The following is a 15,511-nucleotide window of genomic DNA, read 5'->3' as shown; positions in this document are numbered from 1 at the left end:
ACGGATGCTATAGAAAATGAGAAACGACATGAACTCCAAACCCTCGCAGTCGCTCGATGACGCCATCCAGCTCATCGATCTCACGAAGATTACCGATCCGCGCGGCAACCTGACCTTCATCGAAGGCAACAAGCACATTCCGTTCGATATCCAGCGCGTCTACTACCTGTACGACGTGCCCAGCGGGGAAATGCGCGCCGGCCATGCGCACCACAACCTGCAGCAGCTCGTCATCGGCATCTCCGGCAGTTTCGACCTGCTGCTGGACAACGGCTACGAGAAGCGCACGATTACGTGCAATCGTCCGTTCCAGGGCGTGCTCATGAAGTCGCTGGTGTGGCGTGAGCTCAATAATTTTTCGTCCGGCGCCGTCTGCCTGGTGCTGGCGTCCATGCATTACGAAGAATCCGACTACATCCGCAACTATGCGGATTTCCTGAAAGCCGTTGCCGAGAAGAACCCATCATGATCTCCTTTTTTGACATCAACGCCGGCCACGCCGAACTGGGCAACGGCCTGCAAGACGCCTTCGCGCGTGTGCTGGCAAGCGGCAGCATCATCATGGGCCCCGAGCTGCAGGCGTTTGAAGAAGAATTCGCCGCCTATTGCGGCGTCAAGCACTGCATCGGCGTCGGCAACGGCCTGGACGCCCTGGCGCTGGCGCTGCGCGCGCGCGGCATCGGTCCCGGCGACGAAGTCCTGGTCCCGTCGCAGACGTTCATCGCAAGCTGGCTGGCCGTCTCCATGACCGGCGCCACGCCGGTGCCCGTCGAGATCGACCTGGCCACTTACGGCATCGACGCCAAGCGTCTGCGCGACCACGTGACCCCGCGCACCAAGGCCATCATGCCGGTGCATCTGTACGGGTCGCCGGCCGACATGGACGCCATCAACGCCGTCGCGCGCGAGTTCGACCTCTTCGTGCTGGAAGACGCGGCCCAGGCGCACGGCGCCTACTACAAGGGCAAGCGCGCCGGCTCGCTCGGCCACGCGGCCGGCTTCAGCTTCTATCCCAGCAAGAACCTCGGCGCCCTGGGCGACGGCGGCGCGATCGTCACCGACGACGACCAACTGGCCGCCGACATGCGCCGCCTGCGCAACTACGGCTCGAACAAGAAGTACGTGCACGAAGTGGCGGGCGTGAACTCGCGCCTGGACGAACTGCAGGCCGCCATCCTGCGCGTCAAGCTGCCCGCGCTGGACCATGGCAATGAACGCCGCCGCGCCATCGCCGAGCGCTACACCGCCGCCCTGCAAGGCATCGCCGACCTGCACACGCCCCAATCGGTCGACGGCGCCACGCCGGTTTATCACCTGTACGTGATCCGCACGAGCAAGCGCGACGAGCTGGCCGCCCACTTGGCCGCGCAGGGCGTCACGTGCCTCATCCACTACCCGATCGCCCCGCACCAGCAAGGCGCGTACGCAGACCTGAAAATCGCCGCCGACAGCCTGCCGCTGGCCAACCAGGCCGCCGCGCAGACCCTGTCGCTGCCGATCTGGCCGCAGATGCCCTTGTCCCAGGTGGACGAAGTCATCGCGCACATCAAGCAGTTCATGCGCTGACGCGTTTCACCATGCAAGCCCCTCTCGTCTCGGTGATCATCCCTGTCTACAACCAGGGAGAGCTTGCCGTGCAGGCGATCGACAGCGTGCTGTCGCAACGCTATCCCAACGTGCAAGCCATCGTCGTGGACGACGGCTCCACGGACGGCACCGCCGATCTGGTCGCCAGCCGGTTCGGCGAACGCGTCCTGCTCATCCGCCAGCAAAACCGGGGACCCAGCGCCGCCTCCAATGCGGCGCTGCGCGTGGCCCAGGGCGAGATCATTGCCCTGATGGGCGGCGACGACCTGTGCACGCCGGACCGCCTTGCCCATCAGGTGTCGATCCTGTCATCGGGCGAGTGGGACATCGTGTTCTCGCGCCCGGACCTGATCGACGACGACGGCCAGCCGTTGGACGACGCGGGCTACCCCGTGTTCTTCGACCCGCGCCGGCACGATTCCGTGTTCGTGAGCCTGTTCTTCGACGACAACTACTTCTGCGCGCCGTCCGCCACGATGCACCGCCGCGTCACCGACGCGCTCGGCGGCTTCCATGAGGGGCTGATCCAGCTGCAGGATTACGACTACTGGCTGCGCGCCACGGGCCAGGGTTTTCGCATCGGGCTGTTCGATCACCGGGTCGTGAAGTACCGGCGCCACGTCGGCAACCTGTCCGCCGTCCGGCGCGACTTCGCGGCGCGCGCCGAGATCCCGGTGGTGCTGAAGCGGGCGTTGCGCCTGGCGCGGCCCGAGGTGATCCGGCCGCTGTTTCCCGGGCTGTTGAGCCCGGTGGCCGATCCCGCACAGCCGCTGTCGGATTTTGAGCTGAGCGTGCTGCTGCTCGCCCACCAGCGCGAGGAGGTGAAGCTGGCGGGGATGGAACGCGCCATCTCGCTGCTGGACCACCCCGAGCGCGGCGCAGCCGCAGCCGCGGCAGCGGGAGTCGATTATTTCCGTTTCCTGTACGCCGCGGGCAGCCGCGAGGGCTAGGCAATTGCTCCGGCTCGCGTACCCTGAATCCATCGTCCCCGGACGTTACCGCCAATACCTGTGTCATGCGACTTACGTCCTTCCTTCGCAACATCCGCAACAAGATCCTCGGCGTCAACCAGGCCCATGCCAGGTTCGATACCCTGAACCAGCAACTGGATGGGCTTGCTGAACGCCTGCAAGCGTATGAAGCGCGCATCGACACGGTGTCCGCGCCCGCCGAGGCCGCCGTAAGGGATATCGCCGTGCTGCAGTCGGGACAAGCCGGTCTTGCCGGCCAGGTCGCTGATCTGTCCAGCCAATGCGGCGCATTGTCGGCGCAGCTCGACGGCCTGTCGCGCCGATTGGGATCCGAATCCGCCGCGCTGGCCGAGCGTGTCCACCACGACACCATGGCGCTCTTCGCGCGCAACGCGGCGCTGTTCCGCTCGCACGCGCCGCGCGCGCCGGGCGCACCGCGCAAGCAGACCGAGGTGGTGGAGAAGATTGCGTTCCTGGTGCATTCCAAAGAGCTCATCAACCACTACGGATGCGTGTGGGACCAGCTCCCCCCGGACAGTTTCGCCGTCGTCCTGCATGGCTCGGTCGCGGCCGCGTCAGTGTCGGATTTCACCCGCTGGAAGTGCGACGTCGTCACCTCCGAGGCGGTGCTCTCATCCGGGCGCAGCTACCGCTATCTCGTCTCCAACCATCCCGTGTCCGACCATGGCGAGCCCCTGATCCAGCGCCTGGCGCAGATCAATATCCGGTTCATGTACGCCGCTGGCAAGTCCGGCTGGAACCTGTCCGCCTGGAACTCGCTGTATGACGTGATCCTGTGCTTCGGTCCCTATCACGCCGCGAACTTCTCGCACGCCAGCGACGCCGTCATCGTGCAGATGGGCTACCCGCGATTCGACCGATACTTCAACGAGCCGGCGGACCCGGAGCGCCTTGCCAAGGCGCTGGGCTGCGACCCGTCGAAAAAGACCGTCGTGTGGCTGCCCACGCAGGGCGCGATTTCGTCGCTGGGCCATTTCGACGAGGAAATCGCCGCACTCACGTCGCGCTACAACGTCCTGGTGAAAATGCATCCGCTCACCCCGCTGGCCGACCCCGACAAGGCGGCCGCGCTGAAACGGCTGCCGTTCACCCAGGTCATCGCCGATGCCTCCGACAATCTGCCTCTCTACCAGGTGGCGGACTACATGCTGTTCGACTATGGCGGCCCGCCCATGGCGGGCATCTACACCGACAAGCGCATGGTGCTGCTGAATGTGCCGGGCGCCGCGGACGATGCGCTCACCGGCGACGATTCACCCGATATCGCGATACGCCGGGAGCTGGTCAGCGTGGAGCCCGATGCGCACGCCATCGCGCGGCTGCTGGACGACGACACCACATGGCAGGTGCAGGCGCCCGCGCGGCGCCGCCTGCGCAGCCTGTACTTCGCCCCGCATTTCGGCTTTTCGGCTCAAGTCGCGGCGCAGGCGCTGACCAACCTGCACAGGCTCGTCCCCCATGCGGACGAGCCGGCGCCCGGCAAGGAGAACTTCTGACATGGTGATCTGGCTGGTGGGACTGTCTGGTTCGGGCAAGACGACCCTGGGCAGGGAAGTGGCGCGCCAATGGCGGCTGACCGCGAGCAACACCGTGCTGCTCGATGGCGACGAGCTGCGCGAGGTGTTCGCGCATGACCGTTCCGAATCCGCCTACACGGTCGAAGGCCGCCGCATCAATGCCGAGCGCATCGCCGCCCTGTGCAAGATGCTGGATGCCCAGGGCATCAACGTCGTGTGCTGCATCCTGTCCATCTTTCCGGAGATGCGAAAAGCCAACCGGCAGCGCTTCAGCCGCTATTTCGAGGTGTTCATGGACGCCGACATGGACGCGCTGGCCAGACGCGACACCAAGGGCCTTTATCGCGCGGCGCGCGCCGGGACGCAGCGCAATGTCGTGGGCGTGGACATTCCCTTTCCGCGCCCCGATACGGCGGACATGATCATCCCGTCTTCCGGCGAATGCCCAGACATCTCCGCGCTGGCCCGCAGCGTCCTGGAACAGGCTGGCCTCCATGAATAGCGATCACGCCGATATCTATCCCTACGCCGCCGGCCCGCTGCTGGACGCCCGCAATACGTACTCGTACACGGCCTACCACGGCACGGCCTTCCTGGACGCCTGGCGCGAAGCGCGCGAGCGGGTCCTGGCCGCCCCCACCCCGGATGCCGCGCCACGCGCCGAACCGCCGGCCAGTCCCACCGCGCGCCTGTTGCGCCGCATCCAGGCCAGCCTGGCGGGTGGCGATGAGCGAAGCGCGGCGCTCGCCGACCTGAACCGCCTTCTGCAGCGCTTCGAGGTCACCAAGCGCGTGCATGGCGAGTACAACGAAAACTGGCGGCCCGCCGATCCCGAGGATTTCCGCGAACTGGGCCTGTATCTGGTGCTTGCCGAGACGCTGGACGCGGCCTACACCGCCACCGGCGTGCTGCAATACCTGAATGGCCTGCTCAAATGCCTGGATACGCTGTCCGCGTACCTGCCGGTCCTGGACGGACCGCAGATGGGGCGCCTGCGCGCGCTCGTCCGGCAAGAACGCGCGCATGTCGACGCGTTGGGCGCAACCTTGGGAGCGAGCGGCACATGATCCTAGATAAAGTGGTCCTGCTCGCGGCCCGGACGGCGAGATCCCAAGCCTATCTCCAGACCCTGGCGGCGTTCGACCTGCTGCCTGGCGAAGTCATCCTGCTGGCGCCGCCGGAGAATGCGCCCCCCGCGCGGACTCACCCGGCGCCCCCGCCCGTGCCTGGCCTGTTGTTGCCAGACCTGAACGAAACCCTGGCGCAGACCTGCGCGCGCGCCGGGCTGCGCACCGCCGAGGCCGGCGTCCGGGACGTCAACGATCCCATGACCGCCGAGGCCATCCGCCGCTCGGGCGCCGAAATCGTGATCTATTCGGGCTATGGCGGACAGATCGTCGCCGACCCCATCCTGAAGCTGGGGCCGAAGTTCCTGCACATGCATTCCGGTTGGCTGCCCGAGTACCGCGGCAGTACAACCGTCTACTACGCGCTGCTCGAAAGGCAGCCGCCCGCGGTGTCCGCGCTGCTGTTGGACAAACATATCGATACCGGGCCGGTCGTGGCGCGCCGGCACTATCCCCCGCCCCCGGCCGGCATCGACGTGGACAGCGTCTACGATGCCGCCATTCGCGCGGATCTGCTCGCTCGCGTACTGAAGGACTATGCCGCCACGGGCGTGCTGGACGGCGAACGCCAGGACGCCGCGCCCGGCACCAGCCCCTATTTCGTGGTGCATCCGGTGCTCAAGCACCTGGCGCTGCTTTCCTTGTCACCCTCCACGGGACACGGCGATGCCTGAACATCCCCTCTCAACTGCCCCAGCCGGTCGCATCTTCGACTTCGGCACCAAGGCGGAGACGCTGCAGACATTGCAGGCCAGGCTGCAGCACGCGAGCGTGCCGGACTTTCTGTACTTCTCGCTGCGGCAGTGGAGCACCGACCGGGAGGCGATGCTCACGCGCATCATGGCGCAGTTTTCCGGCGTGCCGCTCGTCGTACGCAGCAGTGCCCTGATCGAGGACGGCGCGCGCGCCTCCATGGCCGGCGCGTTCCTCAGCCTGCTGGACGTGGACGGGAGCTCGCGCGACATCATCGCAGACGCGGTCGACCGGGTGGCGCGGTCGATGACCAACAACCCGCGAGACCAGGTGCTGGTCCAGCCGATGATCCGCGACATCGCGGTCAATGGCGTGATCATGACCTACGACATGGTTCACGGCACGCCCTACTACTGCATCGATTTCGACGACGAGAGCGGCCGCACGGACACGGTTACCGGCGGCAGCGCCATCAACAAAGGCCTGTTTGTCTACCGGCACGCCGCCCCCGAGTACCTGCGTTCGCCCCGCGTGGCCCGCTTCATCGCGCTGGCCCGGGAGCTTGAAGCGCTGTTCGGCTGCAGCGCGCTGGACATTGAATTCGGGCTGGACCGGGCCGGCAAGCTGCATCTTTTCCAGGTGCGGCGCATGGCGATGGCGGCGCAATGGCATCCCGTGACCGAGCGCCGCGTGGCCCGGCAACTGGCTTTCGTCGAGGATTACGTCCGCCACTGCTCGCTGGCGCGTCCCGGCGTGGTGGGCGAGGGCACCGTGCTGGCGATCATGCCGGACTGGAATCCCGCCGAATTGATCGGCACGACGCCCAAGCCCCTGGCCGCTTCGCTGTATCGCGAGATGATCACCCGCTCGACGTGGCACGAAGCCAGGGCGGAGATGGGCTACCGGCCGCTCGCGGACGCCGAGCTGATGGTGCTGATCAACGGCCATCCATACATCGACGTGCGGCTCAGTTTCAACTCCTTTCTGCCCGAGGGCGTGAGCGATGCGGTCGGCGGCAAGCTGGTCACCGCATGGCTGCGCCGCCTGGCAGCGCATCCCGAATTCCATGACAAGGTCGAATTCGATGTGGTGCCCACCTGCCTGGATTTCTGCTTCGAAGAGGATTTTGCGCAGCGGTATCCGGACCTGCTGGACGCCGCCGAATTCGAGGGATACCGCGAGGCGCTGCGAAAACTCACGCGGCGCGCCATCGAGCCCGGTCCCGATTCCACGTTGACGCGCGCGCTCGAGGCCGCCGCACGCCTGGAACAATTGACCCATCCGACGGATTCCGGCACGCAGGCGCTGGCCAGCGCCAGCCACCTGCTCGCGCAGTGCCGGCGCCTGGGGGTGCGGCCGTTCGCCGTGGCCGCGCGGCACGCATTCATCGCGGAGAACCTGCTGCGCTCCGCGGTCAGGCGGGGCGCCCTGACCCAGGCCAGGTTGAATGATTTCAAGCGCACCATCCGCACGGTCACGGCGAGCATCGTGGGCGAGTACGCAGCGGTGTGCCGCGGCGTGTCTTCGCGCGACGCGTTTCTGGCCCGCTACGGCCATCTCCGTCCGGGCACCTACGAGATCACGTCGCTGCGCTATGACGAACGCGACGACCTGTTCCAGAACGAAGCCCCCGTGCTGCCCGATCCGGTGGAGCACACCTTCGAGCCAACCGAACACGAGCGCGGGGCGCTCAACGCCCTGCTGCGCGAAAGCGGGTTGGACGTCGTGGACGCCGACCAACTGCTGGCCTATGCGCGCACCGCGATCGCGGCGCGCGAAGGGGTCAAGTTCACCTTCACCCGCACCCTGTCGGATGCGCTGTCGCAACTGGTCGTGTGGGGCGGGGAAATGGGCCTGTCGCGCGACGATCTGGCGTACCTGGACTGGGCGTCCATCCATGCCAGCCTGATCCAGCCTCCCATGGACTATGTGGATCGGCACTACCTGGCGCAGGTCGCCAACGCGCGCATCCAGATGGAAGCCGCGCACGCGTTCAAGCTCGCCCACATCATTTCCAGCGTGGACGACATCTATGTCGCTACCCTGAACCGCAGCGTGCCCAACTTCGTCGGGACAGGCAGCGTGTCCGGCGCCATCGTGGAGCTGACTGCCCGCATGTCCGCGCAGGCCGACATCGAGGGCAAGATCGTGTGCATCGAAAACGCCGATCCCGGATTCGATTGGATCTTCACCCAGCGGCCGGCCGCGCTGATCACCCGCTTTGGCGGGGCCAACTCGCACATGGCGATCCGCTGCGCCGAATTCGGCCTGCCGGCGGCCATAGGCTGCGGAGACCAGCTGTACTCGCGCATCGTGGCGGCCGGCACGGCCGAACTCGACTGCGGCCAGAAGAGCCTGAGGACCCTGCATGAAAAATGACCGCCGCATCGGCGTCAGCATGCGGATCGTCCAGGCGGACGGCTATCACGAACCGCGCGACGCCCTGTCCCAGCAATGGCCGGCTTTCCTGGCGAGGGCCCTGCCCGGCATCGCCTGGCTGCCGGTGCCGAACCTGGGCGCGGCCGGCGTGGATGCTTATTGCCGGCTATGGGGCCTGAATGCGTTGATCCTCACTGGCGGAGACGATCCCGGCGTTCATGCGCTGCGGGACGAGACTGAACTTGCGCTGCTGGACTGGGCGCAGCGCACCGGCGCGCCGGTGCTGGGCGTCTGCCGCGGCATGCAGCTCATGAGCCAGCGCGCCGGCGTGGCCCTCGTTCCCGTTCAGGGCCACGTGCGCACCCGCCATCTGCTGACCGGTGAACGCAGCGGCGAGGTGAACAGCTTCCACGGCTGGGCGCCGGCCGCCTGTCCCGACGCGTTCCGCGCGCTGGCGCATTCGCCCGATGGCGCGCTGGAAGCGATCGCACATGAAGCATTGAAATGGGAGGGCTGGATGTGGCACCCGGAAAGGGAAGCGTCCATGGACCCTGCAGACGCGCTCAGATTGCGGAGATTGTTCGAATGAAAGCCATCATCCTCGCCGCAGGCCGCGGGAGCCGCATGGGCGGCATGACCGACGCCCAGCCCAAATGCCTGGTGACGGTCAAAGGCCGGACGCTGCTGGACCGGCAGCTCGACGCGCTACGGCAGGCAGGCATCGACGAGATCGCCATCGTCACCGGCTACCGCCGCGAATCGCTGGCGGACCGGGGCCTGCATGAATTCCACAACCCCGACTGGAGCCGCACCAACATGGTGTCGTCGCTGGCGTGCGCGGCGCAGTGGTTGGAGCAAGGTCCCTGCATCGTCAGCTATTCGGACATTTTCTACGACGCCGCCGCGGTGCGCGCGCTGGCCGCCTGCGGGCACGCCCTGGCGCTGACCTACGATCCGAACTGGCTGGCGATCTGGCGCGCCCGCTTCGGCGACCCGCTCGTGGACGCGGAAACCTTCCGGATGGCGCCGGACGGCACCTTGCTGGAGATCGGCCAAAAGCCGCGCACCGTGGACGAGGTGCAGGGCCAGTACATGGGGCTGCTGCGCTTCACCCCGCAAGGATGGCGTGCGATGCAGGCCATGCGGGCCACGCTGCCCGCCGAGGAGCGCGACCGCATGCACATGACGGGCGCGCTGCAGCGATTGATCGCGACGGGCGCCCTGCCCGTTCACGCCGTCGCCTACACCGGAACCTGGGGCGAAGTGGATTCGCAAGACGACCTGTCGGTCTACGAATCCGCCTGACCTTACCGCAAATTGGGAACCGGGCAGCCTTCCGTGAACTGCGACGTCCCGTCGGCGTACAGATACACCATGCAGGTCGACGACGCGCCGCCCGTGGTGGGCGTGGCCTGCCAGGCGCTAACGCCGCCGCCCGTCACCGAGACGATCTTGCCGGCCACATAGCTGCCCTTGGGCACGTCGAGCAATGCGTATTCATTGTCCTTGAGCGCCGGCAGGTCGATGGGCACCCGGACGGTCGCGCCGTCGGGCGTGGACAACTGGAGTTCCGCGGCGCCGCTGTTGGTGCGCATGTGGGTGCCGAAGTTGATGCCCAGGCGGGTGATCTCGCGCTGGTGCGCAAGGTAGCGCGGGCTCATGGCGACCGTGATCGGATTGTCCGGCGAAAGCGGCGGCGTGGGGCTGACGGACACCGACGCCGACTCGATGGGCGCGAAGGACTGATAGTAGCGGCCCAGCATCAGCGAGACCGTCGCCGTGACGGACAGGTACGCCAGGGCGGCCAGCACGACGGCCGCGCCCTTCCTCGCCACGCCTTCAAAGGCGCCCTTGCCCGCCGCGATGGCGTAGGCCAGCAGGATCATCGGCAGCGTGAAATACCGCCCCTGCACGCCCAGGATCACGTCAGCCGGATGCTTGTTCCACGTCACCAGCAGCGCAAAAAAGGTCATGAGCACGGAGGCCACGGCGCAGAACAGCAGCATGGCGCGCGGCGGCCATTCCGTCCGCAGCCGCCGCAGCGACAGCGACAGCACGCCGATGACGACCAGCGCCGCCAACGCCAGCCGGTACACCTCCGGCCTGAAGCTCGCGTCCAGCCAGCCGAGCACCCCGACGAAGGACGACATGTAGAAGCCCATGAGATCCGGCCGGTCCAGCGTCGCGTGCAGCACGCGCAGGAAGGCAAAGGGATGCTTCAGGTAGTACAGGGCGACCTCGGACGTGCTCGCCCCCACCAGCACGCGCTTGTCGACGGTGCTGCCGATGGCGTGGAGCAGCCAGGCCGCGATGATGACGATCGACAGTGCGAACAGGACGTAGGCGGACCTGCGGCGCACCTGGAAGCAGGCCATGCCGAGCAACAGCAGGGCCGGCAGCATATGGATGCGGCTGCCGATCAGGACGACCAGCACCAGCGCCAGGACCGGCGTCAGCCACGCGGCCGCGGCGCGGCGATCGTGGGCGATGCGCAGGAACAGAGACACCGCCAGCACCGTCAGCGCCATCGACAGGCCGTCGATGGTGGCCGAGGCAAACTGGAAAAGGCTCATCGGCAGGATGAGCAGCGCCAGGACCGCGGGGTTCGCTGGATAGATGGCGAACGCGGCCCACAGCAGCGCCGCGCAGCTCAGGATGGTGAGCAGCACGGCAAGGTCGTAGGAATTGCCGATGGTCAGGCCGGCGGCCTCGCCGATGGCCAGCCCCAGCGCCTGCGGCACGTAGATGACTGGCAGGTAATAGCCGGTTCCCGGCGCGGCGCTGAATTCGCGCTGCCCGGTCCAGCGGGCGGCCTCGGCGGCATAGTTCTCTTCCAGCGACAGCTTGCGGTGCGGCCGGTAGGGGAGCACACCGTAGGCCTTGAAATACGTCATCAGGCCAGTGTCGACCAGGCCGCCCGATCCCTGCTCTTCGAAGCTCTGCAGCGTGAAGACGCCCTTGCCCAGCAGGTAGGCCCGCTTGACGTGATCGAACTCGTCCGGCGACTGCATCGACGGGATGAGCTTGGCCATCGTGATGCACACCAGCACGAACAGGGCGACCAGCCACCGCCGGCTGCAGCGCCCTGCGTGCAGATCCTGGATCAGGGTCACATCGGTTCGGTCCATTCCCATGATCAGGAGCGGACCGCGATCACGATGCCCGCGGCGATCAACGCGACGCCGACGAAATATTGCGGATTGAAGCGTTCGCCCAGGAAATAGTAGCTACCGATGGGCACCAGCACGAACGCCATCGCCATCAGCGGGTACACCCGGCCCAGTTCCGCCTTCTGCAAGACCCAGACCCACGCGATCGTGGTCAGGCCATACAGCGCGAAAGCGGAGAACAGCAAGGTGAGCGTGCCCAGGTCGAAGAAGCTGCCTGTCCTGTGCAGCGACTGCGCGCTGAGCTTGAAAAGAATCTGCCCGACGGCAATGCCGATCACGCAGATGATGGCGACGAGGTAAGTCATTGGACATCCACCGGTTTTCTGTTTTTCTTCATCAGGCTCCTCACGCGCCGGTGAAAAGGCCGCTTGGGCACGGACGCAATGTCGTACCCGATGAACGCAAGAATGAACTGCACGCCCAGGATGATGGGCAGGGCCGCCAGCATGACCGTGCCGGCCGGGGTAGCCACGCCGGCATGCGCCGACGAGCTCCACTGCACCAGGCCATAGCCCAGGCCCCAGGCCAGCATGGCCACGCCCAGCGGCAGTTCCAGCGAGGCCAGCGACATGTCGCGCAGGTAGTAGTTGTAGAACACGCGCTTCCAGAAATTGCGCACGTGCTTGGCGGCGAACTCGCCGATGATCTTCGAGATCTTCAGGTTGCTGACTTCGTCGCCGTACTTGGCGTCCATGGGGATGTCGACCACCACGGCGCGCAGGATGTTCAGGCGGAACAGCATGTCCGTCTCGAAAAAATAACGGTTGCTGATCTTGTCGAAGGGCAGGTGCTTGGCCACGTCCCGGTGAATGGCGGTGTAGCCATTGGTGGGATCGAACACATCCCAATAGCCCGAAGACACCTTGGTCATGAAGGAGAGCGCGGCGTTGCCGAAGGAGCGGATCCTGGGCATGTCGCGGATCTTCTCCAGGTCAAAGAACCGGTTGCCCTTGGTGTAATCGGCCTCGCCGGCCTGGATGGGCAGGACGAACTCGGAGATCAGCGCGGGATCCATCTGGCCGTCGCCGTCGATCTTGACGATGACCTCCACGCCTTCCTCCAGGGCCGCGCGATAACCCCGCATCACGGCCCCGCCCACGCCCCGGTTGACCTCGTTGCGGACCACCTTGACGCGCGGGTCGGTGCAATGCTGCGCCACGAAGTCGCCGGAGCCTTCCGGGCAGCAGTCGTCGACCACATAGATGCGTCCGACTTCGGGCCCGATGCTGTCGATGACGCCCAGAATGTGCGCGCACACCTTGTAGCTCGGTATGACAACGGCTATCTGGGGAACCGGACTTTGCATATCCACTCTGGGTCGCGCCTCGTTGGTAGGTTCATGTTGCGCGGCGGCGTCCGCACGCGCGCCAAACGACACGCCGGAACTCGGGTTCCGGCGCGTTCATGGGCAAGGGTGCGAAACCCCTGCCAGCCAGGCTGTCCTGCGTGGGATCAATTCACCCCAGCCGCATGCGCCTGTTCATCCGCATGGTACGAAGACCGCACCATCGCGCCCACCGCCGCATGCGAGAACCCCATGGCATACGCCTCGCGTTCGAACATCGCGAACGTGTCCGGGTGCACGTAGCGCAGCACCGGCAAATGATGCTCCGACGGCTGCAGGTACTGGCCGATGGTGATCATGTCGACGTTGTGCTCGCGCATGTCGCGCATCACCTGCAGGATTTCTTCGTCGGTCTCGCCCAGGCCCAGCATGAGGCCGGACTTGGTGGGCACTTCCGGATGCAGCTTCTTGAACTCGGCCAGCAGCTTCAACGAGTGCATGTAGTCCGAACCCGGGCGCGCCTGCTTGTACAGGCGCGGCACGGTTTCCAGGTTGTGGTTCATGACGTCGGGCGGGCCGGCGTTCAGGATGGTCAGCGCGCGGTCCAGCCGGCCGCGGAAGTCGGGCACCAGCACCTCGATGCGGGTGGTGGGCGACAGCTCGCGGATATGGGTGATGCAATCCACGAAGTGGCCGGCGCCGCCATCGCGCAGGTCGTCACGGTCGACCGAGGTGATCACCACGTACGACAGCTTCATGGCGGCGATGGTGCGCGCCAGGTTCTCGGGTTCTTTGGTGTCCAGGGGGTCGGGCCGGCCGTGGCCCACGTCACAGAACGGGCAGCGGCGGGTGCACTTGTCGCCCATGATCATGAAGGTGGCCGTGCCCTTGCCGAAGCATTCGCCGATGTTCGGGCAGGACGCCTCTTCACAGACCGTGTGCAGGTTGTGCTCGCGCAGGATGCGCTTGATGTCGTAGAAGCGCGAACCGGGCGCGGCGGCCTTCACGCGGATCCATTCGGGCTTCTTCAGGCGTTCGGCCGGAATGATCTTGATGGGGATGCGCGCCGTCTTGGCCTGCGATTTCTGCTTTTGCGTCGGATCGTAGACCGCGTCCGCGGGCGCGGCGGCGGATTCGTTCGAGGGCACAGGAGACTCGGCGAGCGTAGACATGGGACACCTTCATGACCGGCCCGCAGGACGGCCGGGTCTGGGAGAAAAAGGGCATTTTACCCTTCGCGGCCCGATCCGCCGCCCGATCGTCCGCCCGATTGCCCCCCCGGCAGCCCGCGGGCCTGGGTTATCGTCTGGCCTGGCGTATTTCCCGACTTTTCCATGCCCGCCCTGCCCTCGCCCGCCCCCGTCGCCGTGATTGCCCCCCGTCTGGATGCCGGCCCGGCCGCCCGCGCCCTCCAGGCCTGCGGCGAACGGCTCGCTCCCGCCGGCTATTTCCTGGCGGCCGCGCCCTGGCAGGACGCCGGTACGCTGCCCCTGCTGGAGGCCTTGCGCCCCGCTGCGGCCCTGGTCATCGGGCCGCTGGAGGACGCCGCGCTGCGCGCCGCGCTCACCGCGATGGAGATTCCGGTCGTCGAGACCTGGAGCGCGTCCCCGCAGACGCTGGACAGCGCCGTGGCGATCGACAACGCCGAGGCCGGCCGCCTGGCCGCCCGGCACCTGGCCGACAAGCGCCACCCGCGGGTCGCCTGCGTCAGCGCCGACAATCCGTGGGAACGCGCCCGGCGCGAGGGCTTCATCCACGGCGCCGCCGCGCTGGGGCTGGAGCTGGTCGCGGACATCGTGCAGCCCGAGGTCCAGCACATGGACGACGGCCGCATGGCCTTTTTGCGCCTGCTGGCCACCAATACGATCTTCGATGCCGTGTTCTGCACGTCCGACCTGCTGGCCGCCGCCGCCGTGTCGGAGGCGCACAACCGCGACCTGCATGTGCCGCAGGACCTGGCGGTGCTGGGATTCACGGACGACGGCAGCGCCGTGCAATGGGTGCAGGGGCTGACGACGCTGGGCGTGGACGCCGCCGACCTGGGCCGGCGTGCGGGTCAGTTGCTGCTGGACCGGCTGGACGGCGAACGTGGGCCCGGCCAACGCGACATGCTGGAAGTGGTGTTCGAGATTCGCTTAAGTACTTGAGCCACACCGGTACTTGAGCCACACCGGTACTTGAGCCACACCGGGGCATTCGTACGCTCAAATCAGGTCAGTGCAGTTCACTACGTGACCAAGAACTTCGCGTACTTGGGTCGAATCTTTTCGTAATCCGATCTTGAATATTCGAAAAAATGATCCAACGCCGTGGTGCGAACAATTTTTGCCCCGAATCGTTTATGAAACGCAACGACTCGCTCATTCTCTATCCTCACATCAAAGTGCGAATGAGAAAAACCCAATTCGAAAAAAGCAAACTCGTATAAAAGAATTGCGGACTCCAAAGCCGTTGTGCCCGAAACCCCCGGCTTCATCATCCAGCTTCCCCAACAAAACGAAGTCGGTCGCAAATCATAGATGCGCACTGTCCCGACCTGCTCTCCATTTTGTTCGACAATAAAATAGTGCTCTTCATCTCGCTGCTCCCGAAGCTTGTAGCTTTCCAGCCAGCGACGCTGATCCTCGACCTCTCCCGTTACCGTGGAAACAAACTTATTTCGACTCGAATCCGTTCTGAGGCCGAATACGAAAGCGGCATCATCTGGCGTCGCATAGCGAAACGATATGGATTTCCCACGGACAGGACCCTTCATACACTC

Annotated in this window: 16 protein-coding genes; 11 read left to right on the top strand and 5 right to left on the bottom strand. The window is 66.0% G+C overall.

The window, feature by feature from the left end; genetic code table 11:
- Positions 1–28: 28 nt before the first annotated feature.
- From BXA00_RS10340 to BXA00_RS10295, 10 genes are all read left to right on the top strand, one after another.
- The gene (locus tag BXA00_RS10340; RefSeq protein WP_076518414.1) at positions 29–469 is read left to right on the top strand and encodes an FdtA/QdtA family cupin domain-containing protein; all 441 of its coding nucleotides are present in this window, start codon (positions 29–31) and stop codon (positions 467–469) included.
- The gene (locus BXA00_RS10335) at positions 466–1,566 is read left to right on the top strand and encodes a DegT/DnrJ/EryC1/StrS aminotransferase family protein (protein ID WP_156902785.1); all 1,101 of its coding nucleotides are present in this window, start codon (positions 466–468) and stop codon (positions 1,564–1,566) included. Before BXA00_RS10340 ends, BXA00_RS10335 begins: the two co-directional genes overlap by 4 nt.
- An 11-nt stretch (positions 1,567–1,577) precedes the next feature.
- Positions 1,578–2,537, top strand: coding sequence for a glycosyltransferase (locus BXA00_RS10330; protein WP_083714236.1), 960 nt, complete (start codon positions 1,578–1,580; stop codon positions 2,535–2,537).
- A 65-nt stretch (positions 2,538–2,602) separates the two neighbouring features.
- Complete coding sequence (locus BXA00_RS10325; protein WP_083714235.1) at positions 2,603–4,075, top strand: CDP-glycerol glycerophosphotransferase family protein; 1,473 nt, start codon at positions 2,603–2,605, stop codon at positions 4,073–4,075.
- 1 nt (position 4,076) lies between these two features.
- The gene (locus BXA00_RS10320) at positions 4,077–4,598 is read left to right on the top strand and encodes an adenylyl-sulfate kinase (protein ID WP_076518411.1); all 522 of its coding nucleotides are present in this window, start codon (positions 4,077–4,079) and stop codon (positions 4,596–4,598) included.
- Positions 4,591–5,163: a hypothetical protein gene (locus BXA00_RS29075; protein ID WP_076518410.1), complete on the top strand. Its 573-nt coding sequence runs from the start codon at positions 4,591–4,593 to the stop codon at positions 5,161–5,163. The genes BXA00_RS10320 and BXA00_RS29075 overlap by 8 nt, the downstream gene beginning before the upstream one ends.
- Positions 5,160–5,897, top strand: coding sequence for a formyltransferase family protein (locus BXA00_RS10310; RefSeq protein WP_076518409.1), 738 nt, complete (start codon positions 5,160–5,162; stop codon positions 5,895–5,897). Before BXA00_RS29075 ends, BXA00_RS10310 begins: the two co-directional genes overlap by 4 nt.
- Complete coding sequence (locus tag BXA00_RS10305) at positions 5,890–8,295, top strand: PEP/pyruvate-binding domain-containing protein (protein ID WP_076518408.1); 2,406 nt, start codon at positions 5,890–5,892, stop codon at positions 8,293–8,295. The genes BXA00_RS10310 and BXA00_RS10305 overlap by 8 nt, the downstream gene beginning before the upstream one ends.
- Complete coding sequence (locus BXA00_RS10300; protein ID WP_076518407.1) at positions 8,285–8,884, top strand: gamma-glutamyl-gamma-aminobutyrate hydrolase family protein; 600 nt, start codon at positions 8,285–8,287, stop codon at positions 8,882–8,884. The genes BXA00_RS10305 and BXA00_RS10300 overlap by 11 nt, the downstream gene beginning before the upstream one ends.
- Positions 8,881–9,600: an NTP transferase domain-containing protein gene (locus BXA00_RS10295; protein ID WP_076518406.1), complete on the top strand. Its 720-nt coding sequence runs from the start codon at positions 8,881–8,883 to the stop codon at positions 9,598–9,600. Before BXA00_RS10300 ends, BXA00_RS10295 begins: the two co-directional genes overlap by 4 nt.
- 2 nt (positions 9,601–9,602) lie before the next feature.
- On the opposite strand, the gene BXA00_RS10290 is transcribed toward BXA00_RS10295, so the two are convergent.
- From BXA00_RS10290 to lipA, 4 genes are all read right to left on the bottom strand, one after another.
- Positions 9,603–11,423 (bottom strand): DUF2142 domain-containing protein, encoded by a 1,821-nt coding sequence (locus BXA00_RS10290; protein ID WP_076518405.1) that lies wholly within the window; start codon positions 11,421–11,423, stop codon positions 9,603–9,605.
- 8 nt (positions 11,424–11,431) lie between these two features.
- On the bottom strand, positions 11,432–11,770 hold the full coding sequence (locus BXA00_RS10285; protein WP_076518404.1) for an EamA family transporter: 339 nt from the start codon (positions 11,768–11,770) through the stop codon (positions 11,432–11,434).
- Positions 11,767–12,771 carry a glycosyltransferase gene (locus BXA00_RS10280; RefSeq protein ID WP_076518403.1) on the bottom strand — a complete coding sequence of 335 codons (1,005 nt, stop codon included), beginning with the start codon at positions 12,769–12,771 and terminating at the stop codon, positions 11,767–11,769. The genes BXA00_RS10285 and BXA00_RS10280 overlap by 4 nt, the downstream gene beginning before the upstream one ends.
- Positions 12,772–12,917: 146 nt before the next feature.
- The gene (gene lipA / locus BXA00_RS10275) at positions 12,918–13,922 is read right to left on the bottom strand and encodes a lipoyl synthase (protein WP_076518402.1); all 1,005 of its coding nucleotides are present in this window, start codon (positions 13,920–13,922) and stop codon (positions 12,918–12,920) included.
- Between the two features lie 162 nt (positions 13,923–14,084).
- On the opposite strand from lipA, the gene BXA00_RS10270 reads away from it, so the two are divergent.
- Positions 14,085–14,897 (top strand): substrate-binding domain-containing protein, encoded by an 813-nt coding sequence (locus BXA00_RS10270; RefSeq protein ID WP_076518401.1) that lies wholly within the window; start codon positions 14,085–14,087, stop codon positions 14,895–14,897.
- An 80-nt stretch (positions 14,898–14,977) separates the two neighbouring features.
- Here the strand turns inward: BXA00_RS10270 and BXA00_RS10265 are convergent, their stop codons facing one another.
- Entirely contained in the window at positions 14,978–15,505 is a 528-nt protein-coding gene (locus BXA00_RS10265; RefSeq protein ID WP_076518400.1) for a GNAT family N-acetyltransferase, read from the bottom strand.
- Positions 15,506–15,511 lie beyond the last annotated feature (6 nt).

The organism is Achromobacter sp. MFA1 R4, from assembly GCF_900156745.1.
GTDB lineage: Bacteria > Pseudomonadota > Gammaproteobacteria > Burkholderiales > Burkholderiaceae_B > Achromobacter.
Note: the sequence above shows the minus strand (reverse complement) of the source record. Positions and strands in the feature narration are given on the sequence as shown.

Bases quoted from the DNA above. Each gene is read 5' to 3' on its own strand.
- BXA00_RS10340 (WP_076518414.1), top strand. From the start codon at position 29: ATGAACTCCAAACCCTCGCAGTCGCTCGATGACGCCATCCAGCTCATC.
- BXA00_RS10335 (WP_156902785.1), top strand. From the start codon at position 466: ATGATCTCCTTTTTTGACATCAACGCCGGCCACGCCGAACTGGGCAAC.
- BXA00_RS10330 (WP_083714236.1), top strand. From the start codon at position 1,578: ATGCAAGCCCCTCTCGTCTCGGTGATCATCCCTGTCTACAACCAGGGA.
- BXA00_RS10325 (WP_083714235.1), top strand. From the start codon at position 2,603: ATGCGACTTACGTCCTTCCTTCGCAACATCCGCAACAAGATCCTCGGC.
- BXA00_RS10320 (WP_076518411.1), top strand. From the start codon at position 4,077: ATGGTGATCTGGCTGGTGGGACTGTCTGGTTCGGGCAAGACGACCCTG.
- BXA00_RS29075 (WP_076518410.1), top strand. From the start codon at position 4,591: ATGAATAGCGATCACGCCGATATCTATCCCTACGCCGCCGGCCCGCTG.
- BXA00_RS10310 (WP_076518409.1), top strand. From the start codon at position 5,160: ATGATCCTAGATAAAGTGGTCCTGCTCGCGGCCCGGACGGCGAGATCC.
- BXA00_RS10305 (WP_076518408.1), top strand. From the start codon at position 5,890: ATGCCTGAACATCCCCTCTCAACTGCCCCAGCCGGTCGCATCTTCGAC.
- BXA00_RS10300 (WP_076518407.1), top strand. From the start codon at position 8,285: ATGAAAAATGACCGCCGCATCGGCGTCAGCATGCGGATCGTCCAGGCG.
- BXA00_RS10295 (WP_076518406.1), top strand. From the start codon at position 8,881: ATGAAAGCCATCATCCTCGCCGCAGGCCGCGGGAGCCGCATGGGCGGC.
- BXA00_RS10290 (WP_076518405.1), bottom strand. From the start codon at position 11,423: ATGGACCGAACCGATGTGACCCTGATCCAGGATCTGCACGCAGGGCGC.
- BXA00_RS10285 (WP_076518404.1), bottom strand. From the start codon at position 11,770: ATGACTTACCTCGTCGCCATCATCTGCGTGATCGGCATTGCCGTCGGG.
- BXA00_RS10280 (WP_076518403.1), bottom strand. From the start codon at position 12,771: ATGCAAAGTCCGGTTCCCCAGATAGCCGTTGTCATACCGAGCTACAAG.
- lipA (WP_076518402.1), bottom strand. From the start codon at position 13,922: ATGTCTACGCTCGCCGAGTCTCCTGTGCCCTCGAACGAATCCGCCGCC.
- BXA00_RS10270 (WP_076518401.1), top strand. From the start codon at position 14,085: ATGCCCGCCCTGCCCTCGCCCGCCCCCGTCGCCGTGATTGCCCCCCGT.
- BXA00_RS10265 (WP_076518400.1), bottom strand. From the start codon at position 15,505: ATGAAGGGTCCTGTCCGTGGGAAATCCATATCGTTTCGCTATGCGACG.